This is a genomic window from Paracoccus luteus, from assembly GCF_004522155.1.
Classification (GTDB): Bacteria; Pseudomonadota; Alphaproteobacteria; order Rhodobacterales; family Rhodobacteraceae; genus Paracoccus; species Paracoccus luteus.
Genome location: NZ_SDEA01000009.1, coordinates 1 through 22,693 on the forward strand (window position 1 = coordinate 1; position 22,693 = coordinate 22,693).

Below are 22,693 nucleotides of genomic sequence, written 5' to 3' on the forward strand. Positions count from 1 at the left end.
CGGGCGACGCTTCGGTTTATCCTTCTCATCGACGTTTGGCAGCTTCATCCGCGCGGTCATCGCGGCGGCGGCGATCTCGCTGGTCTCCAGCGCCAGATGCAGCTGCTCGGCCGTCTCCGACGAGGCCCGAAGCGGTGCGCCCGGTGCCCGGCAAGCTGGTGCCGGAGCTTCTCGATCAGGACCGCCTGAGCCTTCACCTCGGCCAGGAGCCGAGCCGTGAAGCTGCGCAGCTCCTCGGGGTCTTCCGGCAGGATGGCGGGCTCGTCGAGCATGAGACGAGCTTATCGGACTGGATTCCGGCTGGGAATCCTCAACGATCAGGACCAGTCCCTTATCCGGCCGCCAAGGGCTGCCAGGTCCGCTCCGGGGTCCGCCAGTCGATCCCTTCCAGCAGCATCGCCAGTTGCGCGGCCGTCAGGGCGATCTTGCCCTCGGTGGTGGAAGGCCAGACGAACCGGCCCCGCTCCAGCCGCTTCATGAACATGCAGGCGCCCTGGCCATCCCACCAGATCACCTTGACCAGATCGCCGCGCCGGCCCCGGAAGACAAACAGATGCCCACCGAACGGATCCTGCTTCAGCACCGCCTCGGCCTGCGCGGCCAAGGCCGCAAAGCCCTTGCGCATGTCCGTGACCCCGGCCTCCTGGCCGCGACCGTCCAGAACCTGAGAAAACTCGCGAAGTTGGTGCCGATGGCGCCAAGCGTCGCATGAAACGGCAACCCCTGCCGTTTTTAGCGCCTACCACGTCCGAATAAACACCGACTTCTTCAACACAATCAGCCCTCAGCGGCCAGTCGCCTGCTTCAACGGAGGCGCCATCACCCTCTTACCGGTCTGGATCAGCACCACGCCGCCAAGGATCAGAGCCAAGGCCAGGATCTCCAAGGAAGTGATCCTCTCACCCACGGCTGCACCAATGATCACCGCCACCACTGGGGCGATATAGGTCGCGCCGGAAGCTCGCACGGGGCCGAGCTTCTCGATGATGAAATAGTAGATCAGGAACGCCCCGCCCGTGCCCAGCATCCCGAGGCCGACGACCGCGCCCAGAAACGCCCGGTGATCCGTGGCGATGGCACTGATCCCCGTGAAGTCCGTCAGGACCAGCAGCGTCAGAGTGGCAAGGCCCGTCTGCCATGTCGCCAGCGCCAGCGGCGGCAGCTTCAGCGGCGACAGGAACAAGCGGGCATAGACGAACGAGACGCCGACGCTGAGCGTGCCGGCGAGCATCCACAGCACTCCGGCCAGCGGCACCCCGCCTGCCCCCTCCCAAGGACGTGCGCTCAGCGCAATTCCCACGAAGCCGAGCGCGACCCCGGCGGCCATTCGGGCGGTCGGCTGGTCCTCGCGCAGGAACAGCCAGGCGCAGATGAAGGTAAAGATGGGGATCGAACCACTGAGCAGCCCCGCCACGCTGGTCGGCAGCAGGGCCGTGCCGGCGACGAAGCCATAGTAGTAGAAGGTCGTCGCCAGCACCGACATGATCGCGAAATGCGGCACATGGCGCAACTGGCCTCGGGTGATGACGCCCGTTCGCCACGCCATCACGGCCAACGGCAGGAAGCCGAACAGCACCCGCAGGAACACCGTCTGCGTGGGCGAGATCAGGGCGGTGGCCCATTTCATGAAGATGAAGTTCGACCCCCAGATGAGGCCGAGGGCAGCAAGCGCGGCATAAGCACGTGGCATGACGTGTCTTTCAGGAAAGCGCAGGCACCCTTCCGGTCGGAAAGGTGCCGGCGGCAGGATTGGGGGGGCTCAGACGCTGCGGATCAGCCCGCCATCCACGCGGATGCTCTGCCCCGTGATGTAGCCCGCCCCCTCCGACAGCAGGAAGGCGACGGTGGCCGCGATTTCCGCGGCCTGGCCATAGCGGCCCATGGGCACACTGTCGCGGCGTTCGTCCGTGGCTGGCAGGCTGTCGATCCAGCCCGGCAGGACGTTGTTGATGCGGATGCCCTGACCGGCATATTCGTCCGCGACGATCTTGACGAAGGTGCCAAGGCTGGCCCGGAACCCCGCCGAGGTCGGAAACATCGACGAGGGTTGCGTGACCCAGGCCGTCGAGATGTTGACGATCGCGCCGCCGCCCTGCGCCTGCATGATCGGGACCACCAGCCGGATCGGGCGCACGGCAGAGAGGAAATAGACCTCCATCCCCTTGTGCCAGTCCTCGTCGGTGATCTCCAGGATCGGCGCGCGAGGGCCGTGTCCGGCCGAGTTCACCAGGGCGTCGATGCGGCCCCAGCGTTCCATCGCCAGATCGACCAGCCGTTGCACGTCATCCGCCACGAGGTTCGAGCCGGTGACACCCACGCCGCCGAGTTCAGCGGCCAGTGCCTCGCCCTTGCCCGATGAGGACAGGATCGCGACGCGATAGCCGTCCTGCGCCAGCCTGCGGGCAGCGGCGGCCCCCATGCCGGACCCGCCGGCCGTGATGACTGCAACCTTTTCTTCAGACATGCCTGCCTCCAGATCGTGATTTGCCGGCAGTATGACAGATCAGTCCGCGCCTTTCGCGCCAGAAGGAAGCCTGTCAGGATGCAGGAAAACTGCAGGCTGCCCATGTCCCTATCCCGTCGCGCCCTGCCTCCGCTGAACGCTCTTCGCGCCTTCGAGGTCGCGGGGCGCAGGCTGAACTTCCGTGCCGCCGCCGACGAGCTGGGCGTGACGCAGGGCGCAGTGGCCCAGCAGGTGCGCGCGCTGGAAGCCCATCTGGGCCTTGCCCTGTTCCAGCGACTGCCGCGCGGTCTGGCGCTGACCCTGCCGGGTGCCTCCTATCTGGCCGACGTGACCCGCGCGCTCGATACCTTGGGCGAGGCGACGGCGCGGCTTCTTGCCCGCCCGGATGCGGTCACGATCAGCGTCACACCCACCTTTGCCGCCAAGGTCCTGATCCCGCGCCTGGCCGACTTCAACGCAGCCTTGCCCGGGGTGGAGTTGCGCATCGTGGCGACCGAGGCCCTGTCCGACTTCGACCGCGATCAGGTGGACATCGTCGTGCGCCTGACCCGCCCTCCCTTTCCGGCGACGCAGGAGGCGCTTCTGCTGTTCCGACAGGATCTGGTGGCGGTCGCCAGTCCCCATCTGATCGGTCAGATGACGCTGCCGCTTGCAGCCAAGCAACTGCTGGACCTGCCGCTGCTCCATGATGCCCACGCGCATTGGCCGACTTTTCTGCGCACATCCGGCAAGCTGCCCGGGGCGATTTTCAACCAGACCGCCCTGGCCTTGGATGCGGCTCTGGCGGGCCAGGGCGTGGCAATCGCCGCCCGCGCCTTCGTGCAAGCCGATCTTGCTGCGGGCAGGCTGGTGCAGGTGGCAGAAAGCGCCCTGACAACAGGGCCGGACTACTACCTCGTGCGGAGGCTGTCCCAGTTTCCCGTGGCGGCGGTGGATTCGGTGTGGGCCTGGTCCGCCACGCAACTCATATCTCGATAAGGGGACCGGCAGCTTTAGTCCGCATACCGGCCGCTTGGTGCTGCCGTATCGCTAACTTCTCAGGATCTTGCCTCTGACGACAGTCAGCCTCCGGCAGACCCAGGGTGGTTCAGGTGGCCCTGTCCAGGCGGACGCAGGTCAGACAGGCAAGGGGTGGATCATGGCGCGGGGGCGGCCGGCCTCTTCCCAAAGGAAAGCCAGCGTAATCGGCAGGCGGAAGCGGCGGGGTCCGGCTGCGCCGGGGTTCAGCCAGAGGGTGCTGCTGGTTTCCTCGATGCCGGGCTTGTGGGAATGGCCCGAGATCACGACGTCCCACCCCTCGGCTCCTGGATCAACCTGCAAATCCTTTCGGTCATGGATCATGTGGATTCGCAGGCCGCCGATCATGAGGCTCACCGTTTCGGGCAGGACCTCGGCCCAGGGGCCGTGGTCGATGTTGCCGCGGATTGCAGTCACCGGGGCGATGCGCGCTAGGACGGCAAGATGGTTGGGATCGCCGATATCGCCCGCGTGCAGGATGTGGCCCACGCCTTCGAGAGCCTCCAGCGCCTCGGGGCGGAGCAGGCCGTGAGTATCGGAGATGACGCCAATGCGCTCTTCAGGAGATGGGTGGATGAGTGATTGCACAAGGCAGCTCCTGTAGGTCATGGCACGCAGGTCACGCGTTACCCGGCAACGTGACGACGATGGTGCCGCGACGGGCCGGGTCACGTCCGTCAAGCTGGTGTAAATTGCAGGAAGGCCGTTTGAGGTCATCGGTCAGGCGGCCTGTGTGGTGATGCTGAGAAGCGGGTCGGTCTGAGCGGTGTCGATCTGGCTGAAGGCTTCCACCATCATGTAGCGGTGCTGGCCCTGCCAGTCGTCGTTGTGCTCGAACAGGACGGCGCCGATCAGGCGGATGATGCTGTCCTCGTTCGGGAAGATCCCCACGACGTCGGCGCGGCGCTTCACCTCCTTGTTCAAGCGTTCCAGTGGGTTGGTCGAGTGCAACTTCGTTCTGTGCTGGGCCGGGAAAGCCATGTAGGCCAGCACGTCAGCCTCGCTCTCGTCCATCAGCGCCGCGAGCTTCGGCCAGCGGACACGGAGCTGGTCGGCGACGTGCCGCCAGATCTCGATGGCGGCTTTCTGGTCGGGCTGGGTGAAGGCCTGCCGGATGGCGGCCGCGACGACCGTGTGCTGGCCCTTCGGCACGTGAGCGAGGGCATTGCGCCGTCAGTGAACGCGGCAGCGCTGCCAAGTCGCGTCGAGCACCCGCGCGATCGCTGCTTTGAGGCCGGTATGCGCGTCCGAGATCACCAGCTTCACGCCGTCGAGCCCGCGCCCTTTCAGGGTGCGCAGAAAGTCCGTCCAGAATGTCTCGGCTTCCGAGGGGCCGATCTTCAGGCCGATGATCTCGCGGCGCCCGTCCGTGTTCACCGCCACGGCGATTATGGCCGCGACAGAGATGATGCGCCCGCCCTGGCGGACCTTCAGATAGGTCGCGTCCAGCCACAGATAAGGCCATTCGCCCGCGAGCGGCCGGTCGAGAAATTCTGCCATTCACGACAAAGCTGCCGCAAAGATAGGATGGAAGCAGGCCAACATGCTTCGCACAGTGTTGAGCGAAGTATTTCGTTTTGCCAAGCCCAAAGGACTTATCTCGGAGAACTACGCCAAGGACATCATTCCAAAACCTCGGCCCAAAGATGCACCTCGAGCGAACCGCCCTTGGAAAGTAGAGGAACTTGACACGGCGCTTAGGCTGGCTCCTCCTCACATTCGAGCAGTTATCGCGTTGATCGCAAACACCGGTCTGGATCCTTCCGATGCACTGAGTCTGCGCCGAGACATGATCAAAGATGGAGTCATCTGGGCGAACCGAGGGAAGACCGGGCAGGAAGTGAGCCTCCCGATCAGTGGCCGCCTGAAGTCTGCCATGAATGCTGCTCCGCGGCATAATGCCATCACGGTGCTTGCAAACACCAGGGGCAGACCTTGGACTTACAATGGATTTTCTACCGTTTGGCATAAGTGGCGAAAAGATCAGGTCGAGGCTGGCGCCCTTCCAGCCGACCTTACCCTCAAAGGGTTACGTCACATGGTGGGAACAATCCTTAGAGAAGCCGGAATGGACCTACGCCAGATCGCAGACTATCTGGGGCAGAAAGAGGAGGCCATGGCGGCTTGGTATTCTCGAGATGCTGACCTCTCCGAGCGCAACAGGGCCGCTGCCGAGTTGTTGGATGCAGAGATCGAACGGCGAACAAAACTTGTCAAACCTAGCTTGGAAAGCGTCAAACCTTCCGGGAGGGACTAACCCCAGAGCCATCTAACTAATTGTAACTCATAAGAAAATTTGGTGCCCGGAGACGGATTTGAACCGCCGACACGCGGATTTTCAATCCGCTGCTCTACCAACTGAGCTATCCGGGCGCCGCCGTGGCGTTTCCGCCTGCGGGTGGGGCGTGATTAGACAAGCGCGCCGGGACTGTCCAGACGAAAAACGCGGGTGCGCGCCGGTTCGCGCAAGGGCCGCTCAGCGTTCGTCCGTCGGGGTCTCGGGGGCGGGGTCGCCGGGGATGGCATAGTCGCCGCGCAGCCAGCGGGCCAGGTCCACGTCGGCGCAACGGCGCGAGCAGAAGGGGCGGTATTTCGGGTCAGTGGGCTTGGCGCAGATCGGGCAGCTCATCCGTCATCCTCCAGGCCCGGCGCGACATGCGCGACGGCGGCAAGGGGCGCGCGGTCGCGCTTGCGGTTCAGCTCGTAAAGGCCCATCGCGGTCCAGCCGACCAGCGTCGTCTCGGTCCCGTCGGCGCGGAACGCGGCGCGCAGCGCCTGGTCCAGCGTGCCGCGGTCGCGCTTGGGGACCGGGGCAAAGTCCACCACAACCTGCCCGCCCAGTCCGCGCAGCCGCAGCTGGCGGGGCAGGTCGCGGGCCAGGGTGATGTTGGCCTTCAGCGCCGCCGCGGCCGAGGTGTCGCGGCCGGTGTTCACGTCCACCGCGACCAGCGCGCGGGTCGGCTCGATCACGGCGAAACCGCCGCCGGGCAGCGCCAATTCGGGATCAAGCAGCGCCTCGACCGCGTCGGTGACGCCGTGGGTGTCGAAGGCGCCGGGCGTCTCGTCGATGTCGTCGGGGGCGGGGTCGGCCCAGTCGATCCACGCCGACCGCCAGGGCAGTTCCGCATCGACCAGCAGTTCCGGCCGGCCCGCGCGGTCGCCCATCACCTGGATGGCCAGTTCGGCCAGCGAGATCAGCTCGTCCCGCACCAGATCGTCGGCGTCGTGTTCGGCGGCGGTGCGGATGACCAGCCCAAGGTCGTCGGGCGCGGTCGCGACCCCCAGCGCGTCGGTCCCGATCGCGATCAGCCGGGCGCGGCTGTCCTCGTCGCGGATGCGGCGCGAGACGTTGACGCCGGGCGCGCCGGGGGTGGCGATGCCAGTCTGGCCGCGGAACAGCACGCGCTGGGTCACCGGGATGGCCTTGCCATCCTCGGCCACGCCACTGACCTGCACGATCAGGTTCTGGCCCTCGGACAGGCCGCGGGCCTCGCGCAGGAAGCCGCGCTCGCCCTCGGGCAGGCGCAGGAAGACGCCGCCCTGACCCTTGACCAGCCGGTCCACCACGGCGCGGCAGATCGCGCCGGGCGGCAGCGGGGTCAGCGCGGTCAGGTCCAGCATCAGATCCACAAGCTGGCCGTCGACCATCAGGGCGGCGGCCTCGCGCCCCCACAGATGGCCCAGGATGACCTGTCGTCCCTTCATGGCGTTTCCCTGATCTGGCCCGTGATGCCGGCGGCGGCCAGCAGCGTGGCGGTTTCGGCAAGCGGCAGTCCGACGACCGCGGTGAACGAACCCTGCATCCACGGCGCGAACGCCGCGGCTGGCCCCTGGATGCCATAGCCCCCCGCCTTGCCGCGCCAGTCGCCACAGGCGACATAGACCGCGATCTCGGCCGCCGGCAAAGGACGGAACCGGACGATTGTCTCGACCAGCCGGTGGCGCGCGGCGTCACCCGCGGCGACGGTCACGGCGGTCATCACCTTGTGGCGGCGGCCCGACAGCAGGCGCAGGAAGGTCGCGGCCTCGCCCGCGTCCGCGGGCTTGCCCAGGATGCGGCGGCCCACGACGACGACCGTATCGGCCGCCAGCACCACGCCCGGCTGCGACGCGGCGACGGCTGCGGCCTTTTCGGCGGCCATGCGGCGGGCGTAATCGCGCGCATCCTCGGCCCGGCGGGGGGTTTCGTCGATGTCTGCGGGCACCACGGCATCGGGGACGATCCCGATCTGCGCCAGCAGTTCCAGCCGCCGCGGGCTGGCCGAGGCCAGCACCAGCCGCGGAACGTCACTTGAAGCGGTAATTGATCCGCCCCTTGGACAGGTCATAGGTGTTCATCTCGACCTGCACCTTGTCGCCGGCCAGAACCCGGATGCGGTTCTTGCGCATCTTGCCTGCCATGTGCGCGATGATCTCATGGCCGTTTTCGAGCTCGACCCGGAACGTCGCGTTGGGCAAGAGTTCCTTCACGACGCCTGGGAATTCGAGCATCTCTTCCTTGGCCATGATCTCTCCTGATTGCGGCCCGCAAGGCGCGGGCGGGTGCCATATGCGGCGGATCGCGTCCATTTTCAAGGGCCAAGTGGCCGCAGCGCCGGACAGCGCGGGGCAATCACGCGCCGTTCACGAGGGATTGGGGGAACGCGCGCGCGGTTTCGTGGTTTGATCGGCATGATCCCCGCGCGCACCCCTGCGCCGCGGGGCGGCAACGCAACGTGCGGGGCAGGCCGGAACGGCGCCGCCCGCGATCAGTCAAGGACAGCCCATGCGCCGCATCTTCACCGACACGACCGCCATCGCCCTGTGCCTCGGCCTTGGCCTGCCGCAGGTCGCCACGGCCGAAACGCTGCTGCCCGCGGACCAGGCCGCGCAGCTGGCGGGCCAGCGCGCCACGAACATGCCGCGCCTGGCCCGCGTGCTGCAGGCGGAACTGGCGGGCGGGCTGGCCGCGGGCGACCTGCGCTGCCAGATGAACGCGCCGCGCCCCTGCCCCGACGGGATGCCCATGTTCACCCCGGGCGGCCTTGCGGTCGAGATGGGCGAGGACGGCACGATCCTGCTGGCGCCCAAGGTGCAGCAGACCAACATCGTCGGCCCCGACGGCACGCTGGTCCCCGACCCCAAGGCGCCGCTGCGCAACGTGCCGCGCGCCGCGGCGGGCGGCCAGCCCGAGGCCATCATCCTGGCGCAGGCCGACGCGCCGGTGGTGATGCCGCCCGCGGCGGACGCCGGACAGCAGGCCGCCGACGGTGCCGCGCCGGCAGACGCAGCGGCAGCCGAGGCGGACCGCCAGGCCGCCGCGCAGGCGCAGGCCGAGGCCGCCGCGCAGGCTGAAGCGGAAGCCGCCGCGCAGGCCGAAGCCGAAGCTGCCGCACAGGCCGAGGCCGAAGCCGCCGCGCAGGCGGCTGCGGCGGACGCCCCGGCCGAGCCGCAGGCCGACGCCGCGCCGGACGGACGCTCTGCCGAACTTCCGCCCCCTGCCGACGCGCCGTCCGCCGACAGGTCCGACGAGATCCCTGCGCCGGCGGACGCGGCGACCGCCGACGCTGCGGCGGACGCCCCCGCCGTGCCGCCTGAGGCGGAACAGCCCACGGCCGATGCTGCCGCCGACCGCCCGGTCGAAACCGCCACGCCCCCGGCCGGGACCGTCGTCCCGCCGGTGGTCGATGCGACCGAGGCCGCGCCCGAGGCAACGCCCGACCGGGTCGAGGCCGCGCCCGACGCGGCCGCGCTGGCCGAGGCGCTGGCCCGCCAGAACGGCGAGGTCGTCCCCCCGACCGAGCCGCCGGTCGTCGTCACCCCCGAACAGGCCCGATCGGCCGAAATCCCGCCCGCGGTCGAACAGACCGCCCCCGGCGATGCCCCCGCCGTCGCCCCCGGTGATGCGCCGGTCGTCGCCACGCCCGCGCAGCCTGCCACGCCAGCGCAGCCTGCGGTCGCGTCGCCCGGCGCGACGGCGCAGGACGCCCCTGTCGTGACCGCCGCCCCGGACGCACCGGCGCAGGACCAGTCGGCCGACGCGCTGGCCCGCGCGCTCGAGGCAGCGCAGGCGGTCCCCGAGGCGCGCGCCCAGGAAACCGTGGCCTCGCGTGAGGCGGCCGAGGCTGCGGCCCCGCCCGCCGCCGCCGCGCTGGCCGAGGCCGCGACCCCCGTCGCGTCGTCCGAAAAGACGACGGTCACGCAGGAAACCAGCCGCCAGGCGACCGAGGATTTCGCCACCGACCTGCGCGGCACGCCGCGTGCCGGCGCGCAGGGGACCGACGCGCCCGCCACGCCCGGCACCGGACCCGGCGCGGTCGTGGTCGATGGCGGCCAGGCCCAGCCCGGCGGCGGCGCCGTGACCACCGCTGCGCCCGGCGCGGACCCTGTCGTCACCGGCGGGAACGCCCTGACCGAGGATGAGGAGGCTGACGACAACCTGGTCCGCGACATCGCGCGCATCGGCCTGCCGGTGCTGGCCGGGCTTGTCGCCGGGCAGATGCTGTCGAACAACCGCCAGGTGGCGCTGAACACCGGCGACCGCGTGGTCGTGGAACGGTCGGACGGCAGCTATGAGGTCATCAAGGACGACAACGCCCTGCTGGCCCGTCCCGGATCGACCGTGCAGACCGAGGAATACGCCGACGGATCGACCCGCACCATCGTCGCGCGCGAGGATGGCAGCCAGGTCGTCACCATCCGCGACGCCGACCTGCGCATCCTGCGGCGCACGCTGGTCTATCCCGACGGCAGCACGACGGCGCTGATCGACGACACGCAGGTGCAGCCGGTTGTCGTGTCGCAACTGCCCGCGCCCGCGCAGCCGGTCGTCGTCACCCCGGGCCAGCCCTTGTCCGAAGAGGCGCTGCGCGAGGCCCTGCGCCGCGAGGTCGAGGTGGACCGCAGCTTTACCCTGGGCCAGATCCGCGCCATCCCCGAGGTGCGCGCGCTGGTCGCCCCGGTGGACATCCAGGCGATCACCTTCGACACCGGATCGGCCGCGATCAAGGCCGATCAGGCGCAGCAGCTGGCCACGCTGGGCCGCGTCATTACCGACAGCGTCCGCCAGAACCCGCGCGAGATGTTCCTGATCGAGGGGCACACCGACGCCGTCGGCTCGGGCGTGTCAAACCTGGCGCTGTCGGACCGGCGGGCTGAATCGGTGGCGCTGGCGCTGACCGAGTTCTTTGACGTGCCGCCGGAAAACATGGTCGTGCAGGGCTATGGCGAACAGTTCCTGAAGATCCCGTCCGAGGGCGACGTCCGCGAAAACCGCCGCGCCGCCGTGCGCCGGATCACCGACCTGCTGGCGCGGAACTGACGCCAGCCGCAGCGAAGGAAAAGGCCGCGGCATCGCCCGCGGCCTTTGCCATGTCGGGGGCGCATCATGCCCGCAGCCTTTTCAGGCCGCAGTCCGTTTCAGTTCGCAGCCCTTTTCGGCCCGGAGTCATTGCCGTGTCGCAGCCCTTTTTCGGCCCCCGGTCATCGCCATGCCGCGACCCTTTCCATGCCCTCGATCATTGTCATGGCCGCACCCTCTTCATGCCGCGACCCGCCGTGCGCAGCATCTCAGCCCCGCCGCCACACCGTCGCAACGGCGGCATTGCCGGACAGCGCCGAGGCCGCGCGGCCCAGGTCGAACCCCGGCAGCGCCGCGAAGGCGTCGGCCAGCGTGGCCGCGCCCGCCGCCTCGACCGGGATCAGCAGCGCCTGACCGCCGGCCTTCAGCCGCCAGTGGGCATGGCCGTCCAGTCGCAGCAGGCGGATCTCGGTCAGGTCGCGCAGCGCGATCTCGCCGCCCAGCGCGCGGGCGGAGAAATAGCGGACGGCGCCCTCCTCGACCTCGACCAGGCCGGGCGCGGCGATGCCCATCTGGAACCGCCTGCGGCGCAGCGCGCCCAGACCCCAGACGGCGGCGACGCCGATCACCGCCAGACCCATCGGCTGGAACACCAGCCCGCCCAGCGAAAACAGCCACGCGCCCGCGGCGGCGGTCAGCCCGGCCGCGATCACCTCGCGCCACGGGCGGACGCGCTCGACCAGTTCGGGGCGGATCAGGTCCACAGCGGCCGCGTCATGGTGCGGTGCGGGATGCCCGCGTCGTCGAACACCGGCCCCTGCGCGACAAAGCCCAGCCGTTCATAGAACCCCAGCGCGTGGGTCTGCGCGCCCAGCTTGGCGGTGGTGACGCCGGGCACGCCCCGCAGCTCGTCCAGCGCGGCGCGGATCAGCGCCGCGCCAAGGCCGGTGCCCCGCGCCTGCCGCAGCACGGCGACGCGGCCGATCTTGCCGACCGTCCCGTCGATCAGCAGGCGCGCGCAGCCGACAGGCCGCCCGTCGACCGTCGCCAGCAGGTGGATCGCCGCGCCGTCCAGGCCGTCGATCTCCAGCGCCTCGGGGACGGCCTGCTCGTCGATGAAGACCGCGCGGCGGATCGCGTGGCAGGCGGCCAGGTCATCGCTGCGGGCGATCAGCGGGCGCGCGGTCATGCGAAATACCGTTGCAGGATCGACTGATAGATGTCCTTCAGCTGGCGCACCTGACCTTCGGGCACGCGCTCGTCCACCTGATGCATGAACGCGCCGACCAGCCCCAGTTCCAGCACCGGGCAGTGGTCCTTGACGAACCGCGCGTCCGACGTGCCGCCCGACGTGGACAGCACCGGCGTCCGCCCGGTGTGGGCCGCCACGACGTCGCGCACCATGTCCACGAACGGCCCCGGCTGCGTCAGGAAGCTTTCGCCGGAAATGTCCACATCCAGCGCGATGCCGACGCCGGTCGCCAGTTCCACCGCCGCCGCGCGTTCGCGCAGCATCGCGGTCAGGCTGGCCCCGGAATGGGCGTCGTTGAAGCGGATGTTGACCGTCGCCGTCGCCCGTTCGGGGATCACGTTCGACGCAGGGTTCCCGCAGTCGATGGTCGTCACCTGCAGCCCCGAGGCGTCGAAATGCGCCGTTCCCGCGTCCAGCGGCCGCGCCGTCAGATCGCCCAGCAGCGTGACCAGCGCGTGCAGAGGGTTGCGCGCCCGGTGGGGATAGGCGGCGTGGCCCTGCACGCCGGTCGCGGTCAGCCGCGCGGTCAGGCTGCCGCGGCGGCCGATCTTGATCATCTCGCCCATGACCGTGGGGTTCGACGGCTCGCCCACGATGCAGACGTCCATGCGTTCGCCGTTGTCGCGCATCCAGTCCAGGATCGCGGCGGTGCCGTCGCGCGACGGCCCCTCTTCGTCGCCGGTGATGGTCAGGATGACCGCGCCGTCGGGGGGCGTGGCGGCGACGAAATCGACGGCGGCGGCGACAAAGGCCGCGACGCCGGATTTCATGTCGGTCGCGCCGCGTCCCCAGATCAGCCCGTCCGCGACCAGCCCGGAAAACGGCGGATGCGTCCAGCTTGCCGGATCGCCGGGGGGCACGACGTCGGTGTGCCCGTTGAACCCAAAGCTGCGGGCGCCCTTTTCACCCCAGCGGGCGAACAGGTTGGGCGTGCCGCCCCGATCGACGCGGGTGCAGCGAAAGCCCGCCGGTTCAAGGATCGACGCGATCAGCGTCAGCGCGCCGCCCTCGTCCGGCGTGACCGAGGGGCAGCGGATCAGTCGGGCGGTCAGGTCGGCGGGGTCGGTCATGTCGGTCCATCGCACGCGGGAATGGCGCGCGGCGAACCTGCACCACCGGGGGCGGGGGCCGCAAGCCTTGGGTCCGGCAGCGGGACGACTGCACGCGTGCGCGCAACGAAACTGCGCGGACGGCCGCGGCGGCGCAGCATAGTTGCGCTGCACCTGCGAAGGGGGTATCCCCGGACTCAGCCGCTCGACCAAGGGAAACCTCATCATGCTCGACACCCGCGACCCCGTGCTGTCCCCGTCCACCGCCAAGGCCATCCTGCCCGAACTGGACGCGCTGCTGGCGCGGGCGACCGAGGCGCTGCGGGCCCGCGTCGGCGGCGCCAAGGTCGATGCCGCCGCGCTGGAGCAGGAACAGCACGCCGCCCACGCGCTCTCGTGGATCGCCACCTATGTCGAATCGCTGACCCAGCTTTCGGCGTGGGCCGACCGGCTGGGCGATGGCATGGCCGAGATCGAGCAGTTGATCCTGACCATCGGCTTCGGCGAATATCTGACTCAGCTGGCCGGCGGCATCCCGATGAGCCAGACCGAGTTTGCCCGCCTGTCCGACCTGGGCGCGGACTGGCAGCCGTCCGACGCCGCGCGCGCCGCGATGGGCGGCAACACCCCGGCCGCCCGCGCCCGGCTGGCCGCGCTGATGCAGGACAACCACGGCCGCGCGACCTTTGGCGTGACCGGGCTGGACGAGGATCTGGAAATGATCCGCGACCAGTTCCGCCGCTATGCCGACGACCGGGTGATCCCGAACGCCCACGGCTGGCACCTGCGGGACGAGCTGATCCCGATCGAGATCATCCGGGAACTGGCCGAACTCGGCGTTTTCGGCCTGACCATCCCCGAGGAGTTCGGGGGCCTGGGCCTGTCCAAGGCCAGCATGGTCGTCGTGTCCGAGGAGCTGTCGCGCGGCTATATCGGCGTGGGCAGCCTTGGCACCCGGTCCGAAATCGCGGCCGAACTGATCCTGGTCGGCGGCACGCCCGAGCAGAAGCAGCAGTGGCTGCCCAGGATCGCCAGCGGGGAAATCCTGCCTACCGCCGTCTTCACCGAACCCAACACCGGCAGCGACCTCGGCTCGCTGCGCACCCGCGCGGTCCGCACGACCGAGGGGTGGGAGATCACCGGCAACAAGACCTGGATCACCCACGCCGCGCGCACCCATGTGATGACGCTGCTGGCGCGCACCGAGCCGGACACCACCGACTGGCGCGGGTTGTCGATGTTTCTGGCGGAAAAGACCCCCGGCAACGACGCCGACCCGTTTCCCACCCCCGGCATGACCGGCGGCGAGATCGAGGTGCTGGGCTATCGCGGGATGAAAGAATACGAGCTGGGCTTCGACGGCTTCAGGGTCAAGGCCGACAACCTGCTGGGCGGCCAGCCCGGACAGGGCTTCAAGCAGCTGATGCAGACCTTTGAATCCGCCCGCATCCAGACCGCCGCCCGCGCCATCGGCGTGGCGCAGTCGGCGCTGGAACTGGGGATGCAGTATGCGCTGGACCGCAAGCAGTTCGGCAAGCCGCTGATCGCATTCCCCCGCGTCGCCGACAAGCTGGCGCTGATGGCAGTGGAAATCATGATCGCGCGCCAGCTGACCTATCATTCGGCGTGGCAGAAGGACCACGACAGGCGCTGCGACCTTGAGGCCGGGATGGCCAAGCTGCTGGGCGCGCGTGTGGCTTGGTCGGCGGCCGACAACGCGCTGCAAATCCACGGCGGCAACGGATTCGCGCTGGAATACGCGATCAGCCGGGTGCTGTGCGACGCCCGCATCCTGAACATCTTCGAAGGCGCGGCCGAGATTCAGGCGCAGGTCATCGCCCGCCGCCTGCTGGGCTGACGGGGGCGGGGACGGGGGCAGGCCGCCCGCCGGTGTGATCACGATATCGCAAGCGTGTCTTTCGGGTCACGCCCCGCCGGGGGACGCGTTGCCCTTGGAACGGGACGGTGGCAGGGGACGTTCGCCATCAGCCTGTTTCCTTGGGGGAAAATCTGCCATGTCCACTGTCTTTCGCCTGACCGCCGCCGCTGCCGCGCTGGCGGCGCTTGCCGCGTGCGAACCCACCCCGACCACCCCGGCCGGGACCGGCTTTGAAGGCGGGGTGCCGCTGGGCACCTATACGCTGGTCGGCTTCGGGAAAGAGGCCGTGCCCACCCGCGACGGCACCCTGCGGCTGGTGCAGGGCGGCGGGTTCTCGGGCAAGGGCCCGTGCAACACCTTTACCGGCCAGAACGCGGCGACCCTGCCTGCCGTGCGCGTGTCCACGATGACCTGGACCGACAACCCCTGCGGCCACAAGGGGTTCGAGGCGCGGTTCTTCCAGGCGCTGACCCAGGCGCAAGAGGCGCGCTGGGAAGGTGGCGTGCTGAAGATCATCGGACCGACCTATATCACGCTGGAACGCACCGGGAACTGATCGCGCCCGTCGCGCGCGCCCGTCGCCCCTGACGTGGCGTCGGGGCGCGCCGTTGCGCGTCACATCGCGCCGCCGTCGGGCGCCCGCCTGTCAGGGGTCACGGCGGGCGTCACGCCGCGCCCCCCGTCGCGCCTTCGCCGGTCGCCCCCTCAGCCCCGCGCCAGCCGGGCGACCAGCCGCCCGCGCGCGGCGGGCAGGGGGCGGCCCGCCTGCCCCTCGGCCAGCCGGGCGGACAGGAAATGGCCGGTCAGCGCCAGGGCCTCGGCCAAGCCGCCCCCCTGCCCGCCCAGCAGTTCCGGCAGCGGCAGCAGCCGCGCCGCCCAGTCGCCCGCCGCCGCCGCCGTGACCGCGTGGCCGGTGCGCGGGCTGACGAACGCCAGCCCGGCGCGCGCGCCCGTGACGGCGCAGCGGTCCAGCGACAGGCCGAAGCCCAGATCGTCCAGCAGCAGCATCTCCCACCGCAGGTAATCCCCGGCCCATGCCGCGCCGGTGTCCATCGCGTCCAGCAGCGTCTCGGTCGCGTCGGCAAGGCGGGGGTGCGGGTCGCGTTCCGGCAGCGCATAGGCGATCAGCGCCGTGACCGCGTTCAGCCCGGCCAGCGCGTCCGCGTCGGCCATCAGGCCCGGACGGGCGCGGCCCGGTTCGACCGCAAACGTGCCCAGCTGGTCGTCGCGCCGCGCCCGCCAGTGCAGCGACAGCCGTCCGCCCGGCTGCATCAGCGCGGCGCGCCTGGTGCTGGCGCCGCCCGGAACGAGGCCCGTCAGCAGCCCCGCGTCGCGCGCCAGCACGGTCAGGATCACGGCATGTTCGCCGTGACGCCGCTGCGCGATCGCCGTCGCCTCGCCCTGCCAGTCCATCGCGGCCTTCCCTTCGCCGCCACGCTGCCGCAATCTTTGCCCGCAGAATAGGGGACATCACATGCTGAAACCGTGGACCGAGGCGCAGCCGCGCCTGGTCGAAGTCGCCGCCGGCCGCGCGCCCGCCGATCTGGTCATCCGGGGCGGCCAGTGGGTCAACGTCCACACCCGCGAAATCCTGCCGGGCCACGACATCGCCGTCGCCTGCGGCCGCGTGGCCTGCGTCCTGCCCGACGCCAGCGCCAACATCGGCCCCGGGACACAGGTGATCGAGGCGGCGGGGCGGTTCATGATCCCCGGCCTGATCGACGCCCACATGCACGTGGAAAGCGGGATGCTGACGCCCGCAGGCTTCGCCGCCGCCGTGATCCCGCACGGCACCACGACGATCATGCACGACCCGCACGAGGTCGCGAACGTGATGGGGCTGGAGGGCGTGCGGCTGATGCGCGACGAAAGCCTGATCCAGCCGATCACCATGCTGACCCAGATGCCCAGCTGCGCGCCCTCGGCCCCCGGGCTGGAAACCACCGGCCACCCGATCACGGCGGGCGAGGTCGCGCAGGCGATGGGCTGGGACGGCATCGTGGGCTTGGGCGAGATGATGAACTTTCCCGCCGTCGCCGCGGGCGACCCGGCGATGCTGTCGGAAATCGCCGCGACCCGGGCCGCCGGCAAGACCGTGGGCGGGCATTACGCCAGCCCCGACCTGGGGCGGAACTTTGCGGCTTACGTGGCGGGGGGCGCGGCCGACGACCACGAGACGGTGGCCGAGGCGCAGGCCATCGCCCGCGTGCGGCAGGGCATGGGCGCGATGCTGCGGCTGGGGTCGGCCTGGCATGACGTCGAGGCGCAGATCACCGCCATCACCCGGCGCGGGCTGGACCCCTCGGGCTTCATGCTGTGCACCGACGACTGCCATGCGGGGACGCTGGTCCACGACGGCCACATGGACCGGGCGGTGCGCCACGCCATCGACTGCGGGTGCGATCCGCTGGTGGCGATCCAGATGGCGACCATCAACACCGCCCGCCATTTCGGGCTGGAGCGCGAGCTTGGCTCGATCACGCCGGGGCGGCGCGCGGACGTGATCCTGACCTCGGACCTGACGGCGCTGCCGGTCGAGGCGGTGGTGGCGCAGGGGCGGCTGGTGGCCGAGGGCGGGCGGCTGATGGTCGATTGCCCGCGCATCGACTGGCCGGACGCCGCCCGCGACACCGTGCGGCTGGGGCGCGGGCTGGGGGCGGGCGACTTCGCGGTGCCGGCGACCGGCGGCCGCGCCACCGTCCGCGTCATCGGCGTGGTCGAGAACCAGGCCCCCACCCGCGCGCTGACTGCCGAGCTGCCGGTCGTGGACGGGGCCGTCCAGCCCGCGGACGGCATCGCCCGCATCGCGCTGGTCGAACGCCACCGCGGCACGGGCGGCGTGGTCAACGGGTTCGTGTCGGGTTTTGGCTATCAGGGGCGCATGGCCGTCGCCTCGACCGTGGCGCATGACAGCCACCACATGATCGTCGTCGGCACCTGCGGCGAAAACATGGCCGCCGCCACCGCGCGGCTGGCCGAACTGGGCGGCGGCATCGCCGTGTTCCGCGACGGGGCCGAGCTTGCCCATGTCGCACTGCCCATCGCGGGGCTGATGTCGGACGCGCCCGCGCCCGATGTCGCGGCGGCAGCCCAGGCCGTGGGCGAGGCGATCCGCGCCTGCGGCTGCACGATGAACAACGCCGTGATGCAGCACGTCCTGCTGGCGCTGGTGGTGATCCCGGAACTGCGGATCTCGGACCTTGGGCTGGTGGACGTGAGCCGGTTCCAGCTGACCGACGTCGTGATGGCGTGACCGCCGCGCCGGGGGTTTTCCACCCCCGGACCCCCGGAGGATATTTGCCGCCAGAAGATCAGGGCAGGGTCAGCGCGCCGTCGGGGCCGAGCGTCCAGAAGGGGTTGTGGGCGATTTCCCAGACATGCCCGTCCGGGTCCGCCACATAGCCCGACCAGCCGCCCCATTCGGCGCGTTCCGGCCGCTTGAGCGGGGCGGCGCCCGCGTCCACCGCCGCCTGCCAGACGGCGTCCGCCTCGGCCTGATCGGCGCAGTTCTGGGCCAGCGTCACCGCGCCGGTGCCAAGGCTTGCCCCCGGCCGGCCCTGATCGGCGGCAAGGTCCGCGCACGGAAACAACGCCAGCGCCGCGCCGTGCATCTGGAAGAACACGACGCCCGGCGCCGCGGCCGGATGCGGGGTCCATCCCCAGGCGCGATAGAACTCGCAGGCGCGGGCCAGGTCGGCCACGCCCAGCGTGATCAGCGAGACGCGTTGGCGGGGCAGCATGATCAACCCTCCTCGGTGGCGGTCGAGCCGCCGGGGCCGCGCGACACCGCCAGATAGCGCGCCCGGCCCGCCAGCGTGTCGAACAGCTCGCGCCCCGTGCCGGTCAGGATGGCCTGCGCGGGCAGGGCCACGATCTCGTCATGCAACGCGGCGCGCCGGTCGGCGTCAAGATGCGCCGCGACCTCGTCCAGCAAGAGCAGCGGGCGCTGATCGGCCAGGGCGCGGGCATTGGCCAGGATCAGCGACAGCAGCAGCGCCTTTTGCTCGCCGGTCGAGGACAGCGCGGCGGGCATGTCGTCCGGCCCCCAGTCCGCCCCCAGATCGGCGCGATGCGGCCCGGTCAGCGTGCGCCCGGCGGCCAAGTCGCGGGGGCGCATCTCGGCCAGGCGCGCGGCGATGCTGGCCGCGTCCGCGTCATCGGCGGCGCCGTCGCCCGCGCGCAGCGCCAGCCGCGCGGCGGGGAATGCCGTCCGCGCGCCCAGCTGCGCGGCCATGATGCGGGCCAGCGCAGCCTGCCGGCTGGCCGTGATCGCCGCCCCCGCCTGCGCCATCCGCGATTCCAGCGCGCGATACCAGCGGTCGTCGCGGATGTCGTCGCGCAGCAGCCGGTTGCGGTCGCGCATCGCCTTGTCATAGGCCAGCGCATCGTCGGCGTGGGCCGGAAAAAAGCTGAGCGTCAGCCGGTCCAGAAACCGCCTGCGCGTTTCGGGGGCATCGGTCCACAGCCGGTCCATCGCCGGGGTAAGCCAGATCAGCCGCACCAGCCGGCCCAGAGTGACCTGCGGCACCGGCTTGCCGTCCAGCGTCACGCCGCGCGTCTCGCCCGGTGGCGCGGTGGTTTCGACGTCGTGCCCGGAAAGCGCGGCGCGGATGCGCCAGCCCGCGTCGGGCCCCTGCCGCGCCTGATCGGCGGGGCTGGCGCCGCGCAGGCCGCGGCCGGGCGACAGCATCGACAGCGCCTCGAGGATGTTGGTCTTGCCCGCGCCGTTCGGGCCGAAGATCGCCAGCGGCCGCGCGTCCAGATCCAGCGCCAGCCGCGGCCAGGACCGGAACTGCGCCAGCGTCAGTTGGCTGAGCGTCACACCCGCATCGGCATCACGACATAGACGGCGCTGTCGTCCCCGCCCTCGCGGATCAGCGCGGCGTCGCCCGAGCCGTTGAACAGGAACACCGCGTTCTCGCGGTCGATCTGCTGGGCGATTTCCTGCAGGTACTTGGCGTTGAAACCGATCTCCAGCGGCTCGTCGGCATAGGCGACGGCCAGTTCCTCGTCGGCGGCACCCGCGTCGGGGGCGTTGACGGACAGGACCAGCCGGTCTTCGTCCAGCGCCAGCTTGACGGCGCGCGAGCGTTCGGAACTGACCGTCGCCACGCGGTCCACCGCGCGGGCAAAGTCGCTGGCGTCCACCTCGAGCTTGCGGGTGTTTCCCTTGGGGATCACGCGGGTATAATCGGGAAAGGTGCCGTCGATGACCTTGGAGGTCAGGGTGATCGTCGGCGTGGCAAAGCGCACCTTGGTGTCGCCGACCGACACGGCGATCTGCGTGTCGTCGTCGTCCAGCAGTTTTTTCAGCTCGGCCACGGTCTTGCGGGGCACGATCACGCCGGGCATCCCCGCGGCGCCATCGGGCAGCGCCGCGTCGATGCGGGCCAGCCGGTGGCCGTCGGTCGCCACGCAGCGCAGCGACTTGCCGCCCCCCTCGGCGTCGGCCACATGCATATAGACGCCGTTCAGGTAATAGCGCGTCTCTTCGGTCGAGATGGCGAACTTCGACTTGTCGAACAGCCGCCGCAGCAGCGCCGCCGGGGCGGCGAAGTTGGCCGCGTATTCGGACGACGCCATGACCGGGAAATCCTCGCGCGGCAGCGTCGCAAGGTTGAAGTTCGAGCGTCCCGCCTGCACCGTCAGCCGCGCGGTGGCGGCATCGGCGGCGATGGCCACCAGCGCGCCGTCGGGCAGCTTGCGCGCGATCTCGTTCAGCAGGGCGGCGCTGACGGTGGTCGCGCCGGGGCGTTCCACCATCGCGGGGGCGCGGTCCACGACCTCGGTGTCCAGGTCGGTGGCGCGAAAGCTGACGCCGTCCGGCCCCGCCTCGATCAGGACGTTGGACAGGATCGGGATGGTGTTGCGGCGTTCGACGACGGACTGGGCCTGCGCCACGGCCTTGACCAGCACCGCGCGCTCGATCGAAAATTTCATGGCGTCCTGCCCCTTGCTGTCGTCGGATCGGCCGCGGCGCGGCGCGCTTAGTTTCTTTGTTTGGGTGCGGCGGTCAAGCGCCCGCGATCACGCCTCGAGCGCGCGGCGCAGCAGGTCGATGTCCTCGGCCAGGCTGCGATCCTCGGACCGCAGTTCCTCGATGCGCTTGACCCCGTGCAGGATCGTGGTGTGGTCGCGCCCGCCGAAGCGGCGGCCGATTTCCGGCAGGCTGCGGCTGGTCATCTGCTTGGACAGATACATGGCGATCTGGCGCGGCCGGGCCAGGGTGCGGACCCGCTTCGGGCCGACCAGATCCGACAGGCGGATGTTGTAATGCTCGGCCACCTTGCGCTGGATCTCCTCGACCGAGACCTTGCGGTCGGACGCGCGCAGGATGTCGGCCAGACATTCCTGGGTCATGTCCAGGTCGATCGGCCGCCCCATCAGGCTGGCGAACGCGAACAGCCGCTGCAGCGCGCCTTCCAGCACGCGCACGTTCGAGGTGATGCGGTGGGCCAGGAACTCCAGCACGCCGGCGCCCAGGATCAGGCCGGGATAGGTGGCGCGGAACTGTTCGGTCTTGGACTGCAGGATCGACAGGCGCAGTTCGTAATCGGTGGGGTGCAGGTCCACGATCAGGCCGCAGGACAGGCGCGACTTGATCCGCTCCTCAAGATCCTTGATCTCTCCGGGCGCGCGGTCGGCGGAAATGACGATCTGCTTGCCCTGATCGACCAGGGCGTTGAACGTGTGGAAGAACTCCTCTTGGGTGCTGTCCTTGCCGGCGATGAACTGCACGTCATCGACCATCAGCAGGTCGACGGTGCGGAACAGCTCCTTGAAGTCCATGACGGTGCGTTCGCGCAGCGCCTGGACAAAGCGGTACATGAACTGTTCGGCCGACAGATACAGGATGCGCGCGTCCGGGTGGCGTGCCTGGCGTTCGCGCGCGATGGCGTGCATCAGGTGCGTCTTGCCCAGCCCCACGCCGCCATACAGAAACAGCGGGTTGAACGACACCGCGCCGCCTTCGGCCACACGGCGGGCGGCGGCATGGGCCAGTTCGTTGGGCTTGCCGACGATGAAATTGTCAAAGGTGAAGCGCGCGTCCAGCGGCGCGGTCATGTCGTCGTCCCCGCGCAGCGGCGGGCGGGGTGCCGGGGCGCGGGCGGCGGGGGCGGGGGTGCCGCGATCCGCTTGGATGGCGGCGGGCGGAACCGCGGCCTGCGGCGCGACCGTGAAGCTGAGCCGTTCGACGGACGCGCCGTGACGGGTCAGCGCCTCGATGATGGGGCGGCTATAGTGGCGCGACACCCAGTCCGACAGGAACCGCGTCGGGCAGGACAGGGCGGCGGTGCCGTCCTTGAGCCCGTTGAATTCGAGGGGCGCCAGCCACCGCGCATAATTGTTGCTGCCGACGAGCGTTTCCAGCTCGGCGCGCGCCTGCCCCCAGATCTTGTCCATTCCACGTCCCTTATGTCCCCGGCCCCCGCCGGTCATTGCCGGCGGGACAGTGCGGCCCCGTGGCGACGTGGATCAGGCAAGCCGCATCCCTCGTGCCGCACGGGGCGGCACGGGCGCGCCCGGCGGGCGCTGATACGGATGGCGCTGGCGGACGACCCCGGTGGCAGCCGGTGCCGGTCCCGGTGGCGGCGCGGTCCCCCCGCACCGTCGCACCGATCGCCCGGGCCCGGCATGGCCGGTCCGCTGGGCGACGTTCCCCATCGCGACGTGAATCGCATGGGTCACGCTAACCCCAGCGCTCGGACGGCTGCAACTGAACTCTGTCCTTGACAGGGCATTTGCCGCAACG

The 22,693-nt window shown here is 70.2% G+C and carries 22 protein-coding genes, 1 tRNA gene and 1 pseudogene; 6 read left to right on the plus strand and 18 right to left on the minus strand.

The genetic code is table 11. From position 1 onward, the window contains the following. Nucleotides 1-331: 331 nt before the first annotated feature. The 3 genes from tnpB to EPA64_RS11450 all read right to left on the minus strand — a co-directional run bounded on the left by tnpB (nt 332) and on the right by EPA64_RS11450 (nt 2,464). Complete coding sequence (tnpB, locus tag EPA64_RS11440; protein WP_134726489.1) at nt 332-625, minus strand: IS66 family insertion sequence element accessory protein TnpB; 294 nt, start codon at nt 623-625, stop codon at nt 332-334. A 159-nt stretch (nt 626-784) separates the two neighbouring features. Beyond that, on the minus strand, nt 785-1,690 hold the full coding sequence (locus tag EPA64_RS11445) for a DMT family transporter (RefSeq protein WP_134726490.1): 906 nt from the start codon (nt 1,688-1,690) through the stop codon (nt 785-787). 69 nt (nt 1,691-1,759) lie between these two features. Next, complete coding sequence (locus EPA64_RS11450) at nt 1,760-2,464, minus strand: SDR family oxidoreductase (protein WP_134726491.1); 705 nt, start codon at nt 2,462-2,464, stop codon at nt 1,760-1,762. A gap of 78 nt (nt 2,465-2,542) precedes the next feature. Here EPA64_RS11450 and EPA64_RS11455 point away from each other — a divergent pair, with 78 nt between their 5' ends. Further along, nucleotides 2,543-3,442 (plus strand): LysR substrate-binding domain-containing protein, encoded by a 900-nt coding sequence (locus tag EPA64_RS11455; protein WP_246026730.1) that lies wholly within the window; start codon nt 2,543-2,545, stop codon nt 3,440-3,442. Between the two features lie 138 nt (nt 3,443-3,580). On the opposite strand, the gene EPA64_RS11460 is transcribed toward EPA64_RS11455, so the two are convergent. Both EPA64_RS11460 and EPA64_RS11465 read right to left on the minus strand, forming a co-directional pair. Further along, nucleotides 3,581-4,069, minus strand: coding sequence for a metallophosphoesterase family protein (locus EPA64_RS11460; protein WP_246026731.1), 489 nt, complete (start codon nt 4,067-4,069; stop codon nt 3,581-3,583). Nucleotides 4,070-4,201: 132 nt separating this feature from the next. Next, a pseudogene (locus EPA64_RS11465) lies at nt 4,202-4,972 on the minus strand (IS256 family transposase); the annotation flags it as partial. 52 nt (nt 4,973-5,024) lie between these two features. On the opposite strand from EPA64_RS11465, the gene EPA64_RS11470 reads away from it, so the two are divergent. After that, the gene (locus tag EPA64_RS11470) at nt 5,025-5,738 is read left to right on the plus strand and encodes a tyrosine-type recombinase/integrase (protein WP_134726492.1); all 714 of its coding nucleotides are present in this window, start codon (nt 5,025-5,027) and stop codon (nt 5,736-5,738) included. 40 nt (nt 5,739-5,778) lie between these two features. Here EPA64_RS11470 and EPA64_RS11475 read toward each other — a convergent pair. The 5 genes from EPA64_RS11475 to infA form a co-directional block, all read right to left on the minus strand. Continuing rightward, nucleotides 5,779-5,854: transfer RNA gene (locus EPA64_RS11475), tRNA-Phe, on the minus strand. Nucleotides 5,855-5,957: 103 nt separating this feature from the next. Continuing rightward, on the minus strand, nt 5,958-6,110 hold the full coding sequence (locus EPA64_RS11480) for a DNA gyrase inhibitor YacG (RefSeq protein ID WP_134726493.1): 153 nt from the start codon (nt 6,108-6,110) through the stop codon (nt 5,958-5,960). Continuing rightward, nucleotides 6,107-7,186: a ribonuclease E/G gene (locus EPA64_RS11485; RefSeq protein ID WP_134726494.1), complete on the minus strand. Its 1,080-nt coding sequence runs from the start codon at nt 7,184-7,186 to the stop codon at nt 6,107-6,109. Before EPA64_RS11485 ends, EPA64_RS11480 begins: the two co-directional genes overlap by 4 nt. After that, a complete protein-coding gene (locus tag EPA64_RS11490) occupies nt 7,183-7,809 on the minus strand; it encodes a Maf family protein (RefSeq protein ID WP_134726495.1) in 627 nt (208 codons plus the stop codon). The genes EPA64_RS11485 and EPA64_RS11490 overlap by 4 nt, the downstream gene beginning before the upstream one ends. Beyond that, nucleotides 7,769-7,987 carry a translation initiation factor IF-1 gene (gene infA / locus EPA64_RS11495; protein WP_036636451.1) on the minus strand — a complete coding sequence of 73 codons (219 nt, stop codon included), beginning with the start codon at nt 7,985-7,987 and terminating at the stop codon, nt 7,769-7,771. Before infA ends, EPA64_RS11490 begins: the two co-directional genes overlap by 41 nt. Before the next feature lie 259 nt (nt 7,988-8,246). Between infA and EPA64_RS11500 the strand changes: the two genes are divergently transcribed. Further along, a complete protein-coding gene (locus tag EPA64_RS11500) occupies nt 8,247-10,781 on the plus strand; it encodes an OmpA family protein (protein ID WP_134726496.1) in 2,535 nt (844 codons plus the stop codon). A 248-nt stretch (nt 10,782-11,029) separates the two neighbouring features. Here the strand turns inward: EPA64_RS11500 and EPA64_RS11505 are convergent, their stop codons facing one another. Genes EPA64_RS11505 through dapE form a run of 3 tightly spaced genes read right to left on the minus strand, consistent with a single transcriptional unit; the run spans nt 11,030 to nt 13,082 of the window. Next, a complete protein-coding gene (locus EPA64_RS11505; RefSeq protein ID WP_246026732.1) occupies nt 11,030-11,524 on the minus strand; it encodes a hypothetical protein in 495 nt (164 codons plus the stop codon). After that, nucleotides 11,515-11,949, minus strand: a complete 435-nt coding sequence (locus tag EPA64_RS11510; protein WP_134726497.1) for a GNAT family N-acetyltransferase — start codon at nt 11,947-11,949, stop codon at nt 11,515-11,517. The genes EPA64_RS11505 and EPA64_RS11510 overlap by 10 nt, the downstream gene beginning before the upstream one ends. Next, nucleotides 11,946-13,082, minus strand: coding sequence for a succinyl-diaminopimelate desuccinylase (gene dapE, locus EPA64_RS11515; protein WP_134726498.1), 1,137 nt, complete (start codon nt 13,080-13,082; stop codon nt 11,946-11,948). Before dapE ends, EPA64_RS11510 begins: the two co-directional genes overlap by 4 nt. A 205-nt stretch (nt 13,083-13,287) precedes the next feature. On the opposite strand from dapE, the gene EPA64_RS11520 reads away from it, so the two are divergent. Together EPA64_RS11520 and EPA64_RS11525 are read left to right on the plus strand one after the other, a co-directional pair. Further along, entirely contained in the window at nt 13,288-14,919 is a 1,632-nt protein-coding gene (locus tag EPA64_RS11520) for an acyl-CoA dehydrogenase family protein (RefSeq protein ID WP_134726499.1), read from the plus strand. A gap of 157 nt (nt 14,920-15,076) precedes the next feature. Then, nucleotides 15,077-15,496: an META domain-containing protein gene (locus EPA64_RS11525; protein ID WP_134726500.1), complete on the plus strand. Its 420-nt coding sequence runs from the start codon at nt 15,077-15,079 to the stop codon at nt 15,494-15,496. Nucleotides 15,497-15,645: 149 nt separating this feature from the next. Here the strand turns inward: EPA64_RS11525 and recO are convergent, their stop codons facing one another. Further along, nucleotides 15,646-16,353, minus strand: a complete 708-nt coding sequence (gene recO / locus EPA64_RS11530) for a DNA repair protein RecO (protein ID WP_134726501.1) — start codon at nt 16,351-16,353, stop codon at nt 15,646-15,648. A 61-nt stretch (nt 16,354-16,414) separates the two neighbouring features. Between recO and EPA64_RS11535 the strand changes: the two genes are divergently transcribed. Beyond that, entirely contained in the window at nt 16,415-18,193 is a 1,779-nt protein-coding gene (locus EPA64_RS11535; RefSeq protein ID WP_134726502.1) for an adenine deaminase, read from the plus strand. A gap of 58 nt (nt 18,194-18,251) precedes the next feature. Here EPA64_RS11535 and EPA64_RS11540 read toward each other — a convergent pair whose 3' ends face one another. The 4 genes from EPA64_RS11540 to dnaA all read right to left on the minus strand — a co-directional run bounded on the left by EPA64_RS11540 (nt 18,252) and on the right by dnaA (nt 22,344). After that, complete coding sequence (locus EPA64_RS11540; protein WP_425467031.1) at nt 18,252-18,677, minus strand: VOC family protein; 426 nt, start codon at nt 18,675-18,677, stop codon at nt 18,252-18,254. 5 nt (nt 18,678-18,682) lie between these two features. Beyond that, nucleotides 18,683-19,762 (minus strand): DNA replication/repair protein RecF, encoded by a 1,080-nt coding sequence (gene recF, locus EPA64_RS11545; protein WP_134726504.1) that lies wholly within the window; start codon nt 19,760-19,762, stop codon nt 18,683-18,685. Further along, the gene (gene dnaN / locus EPA64_RS11550) at nt 19,759-20,880 is read right to left on the minus strand and encodes a DNA polymerase III subunit beta (protein WP_134726505.1); all 1,122 of its coding nucleotides are present in this window, start codon (nt 20,878-20,880) and stop codon (nt 19,759-19,761) included. The genes recF and dnaN overlap by 4 nt, the downstream gene beginning before the upstream one ends. A gap of 87 nt (nt 20,881-20,967) precedes the next feature. Continuing rightward, nucleotides 20,968-22,344: a chromosomal replication initiator protein DnaA gene (dnaA, locus tag EPA64_RS11555; RefSeq protein WP_134726506.1), complete on the minus strand. Its 1,377-nt coding sequence runs from the start codon at nt 22,342-22,344 to the stop codon at nt 20,968-20,970. Between the last annotated feature and the right edge of the window lie 349 nt (nt 22,345-22,693).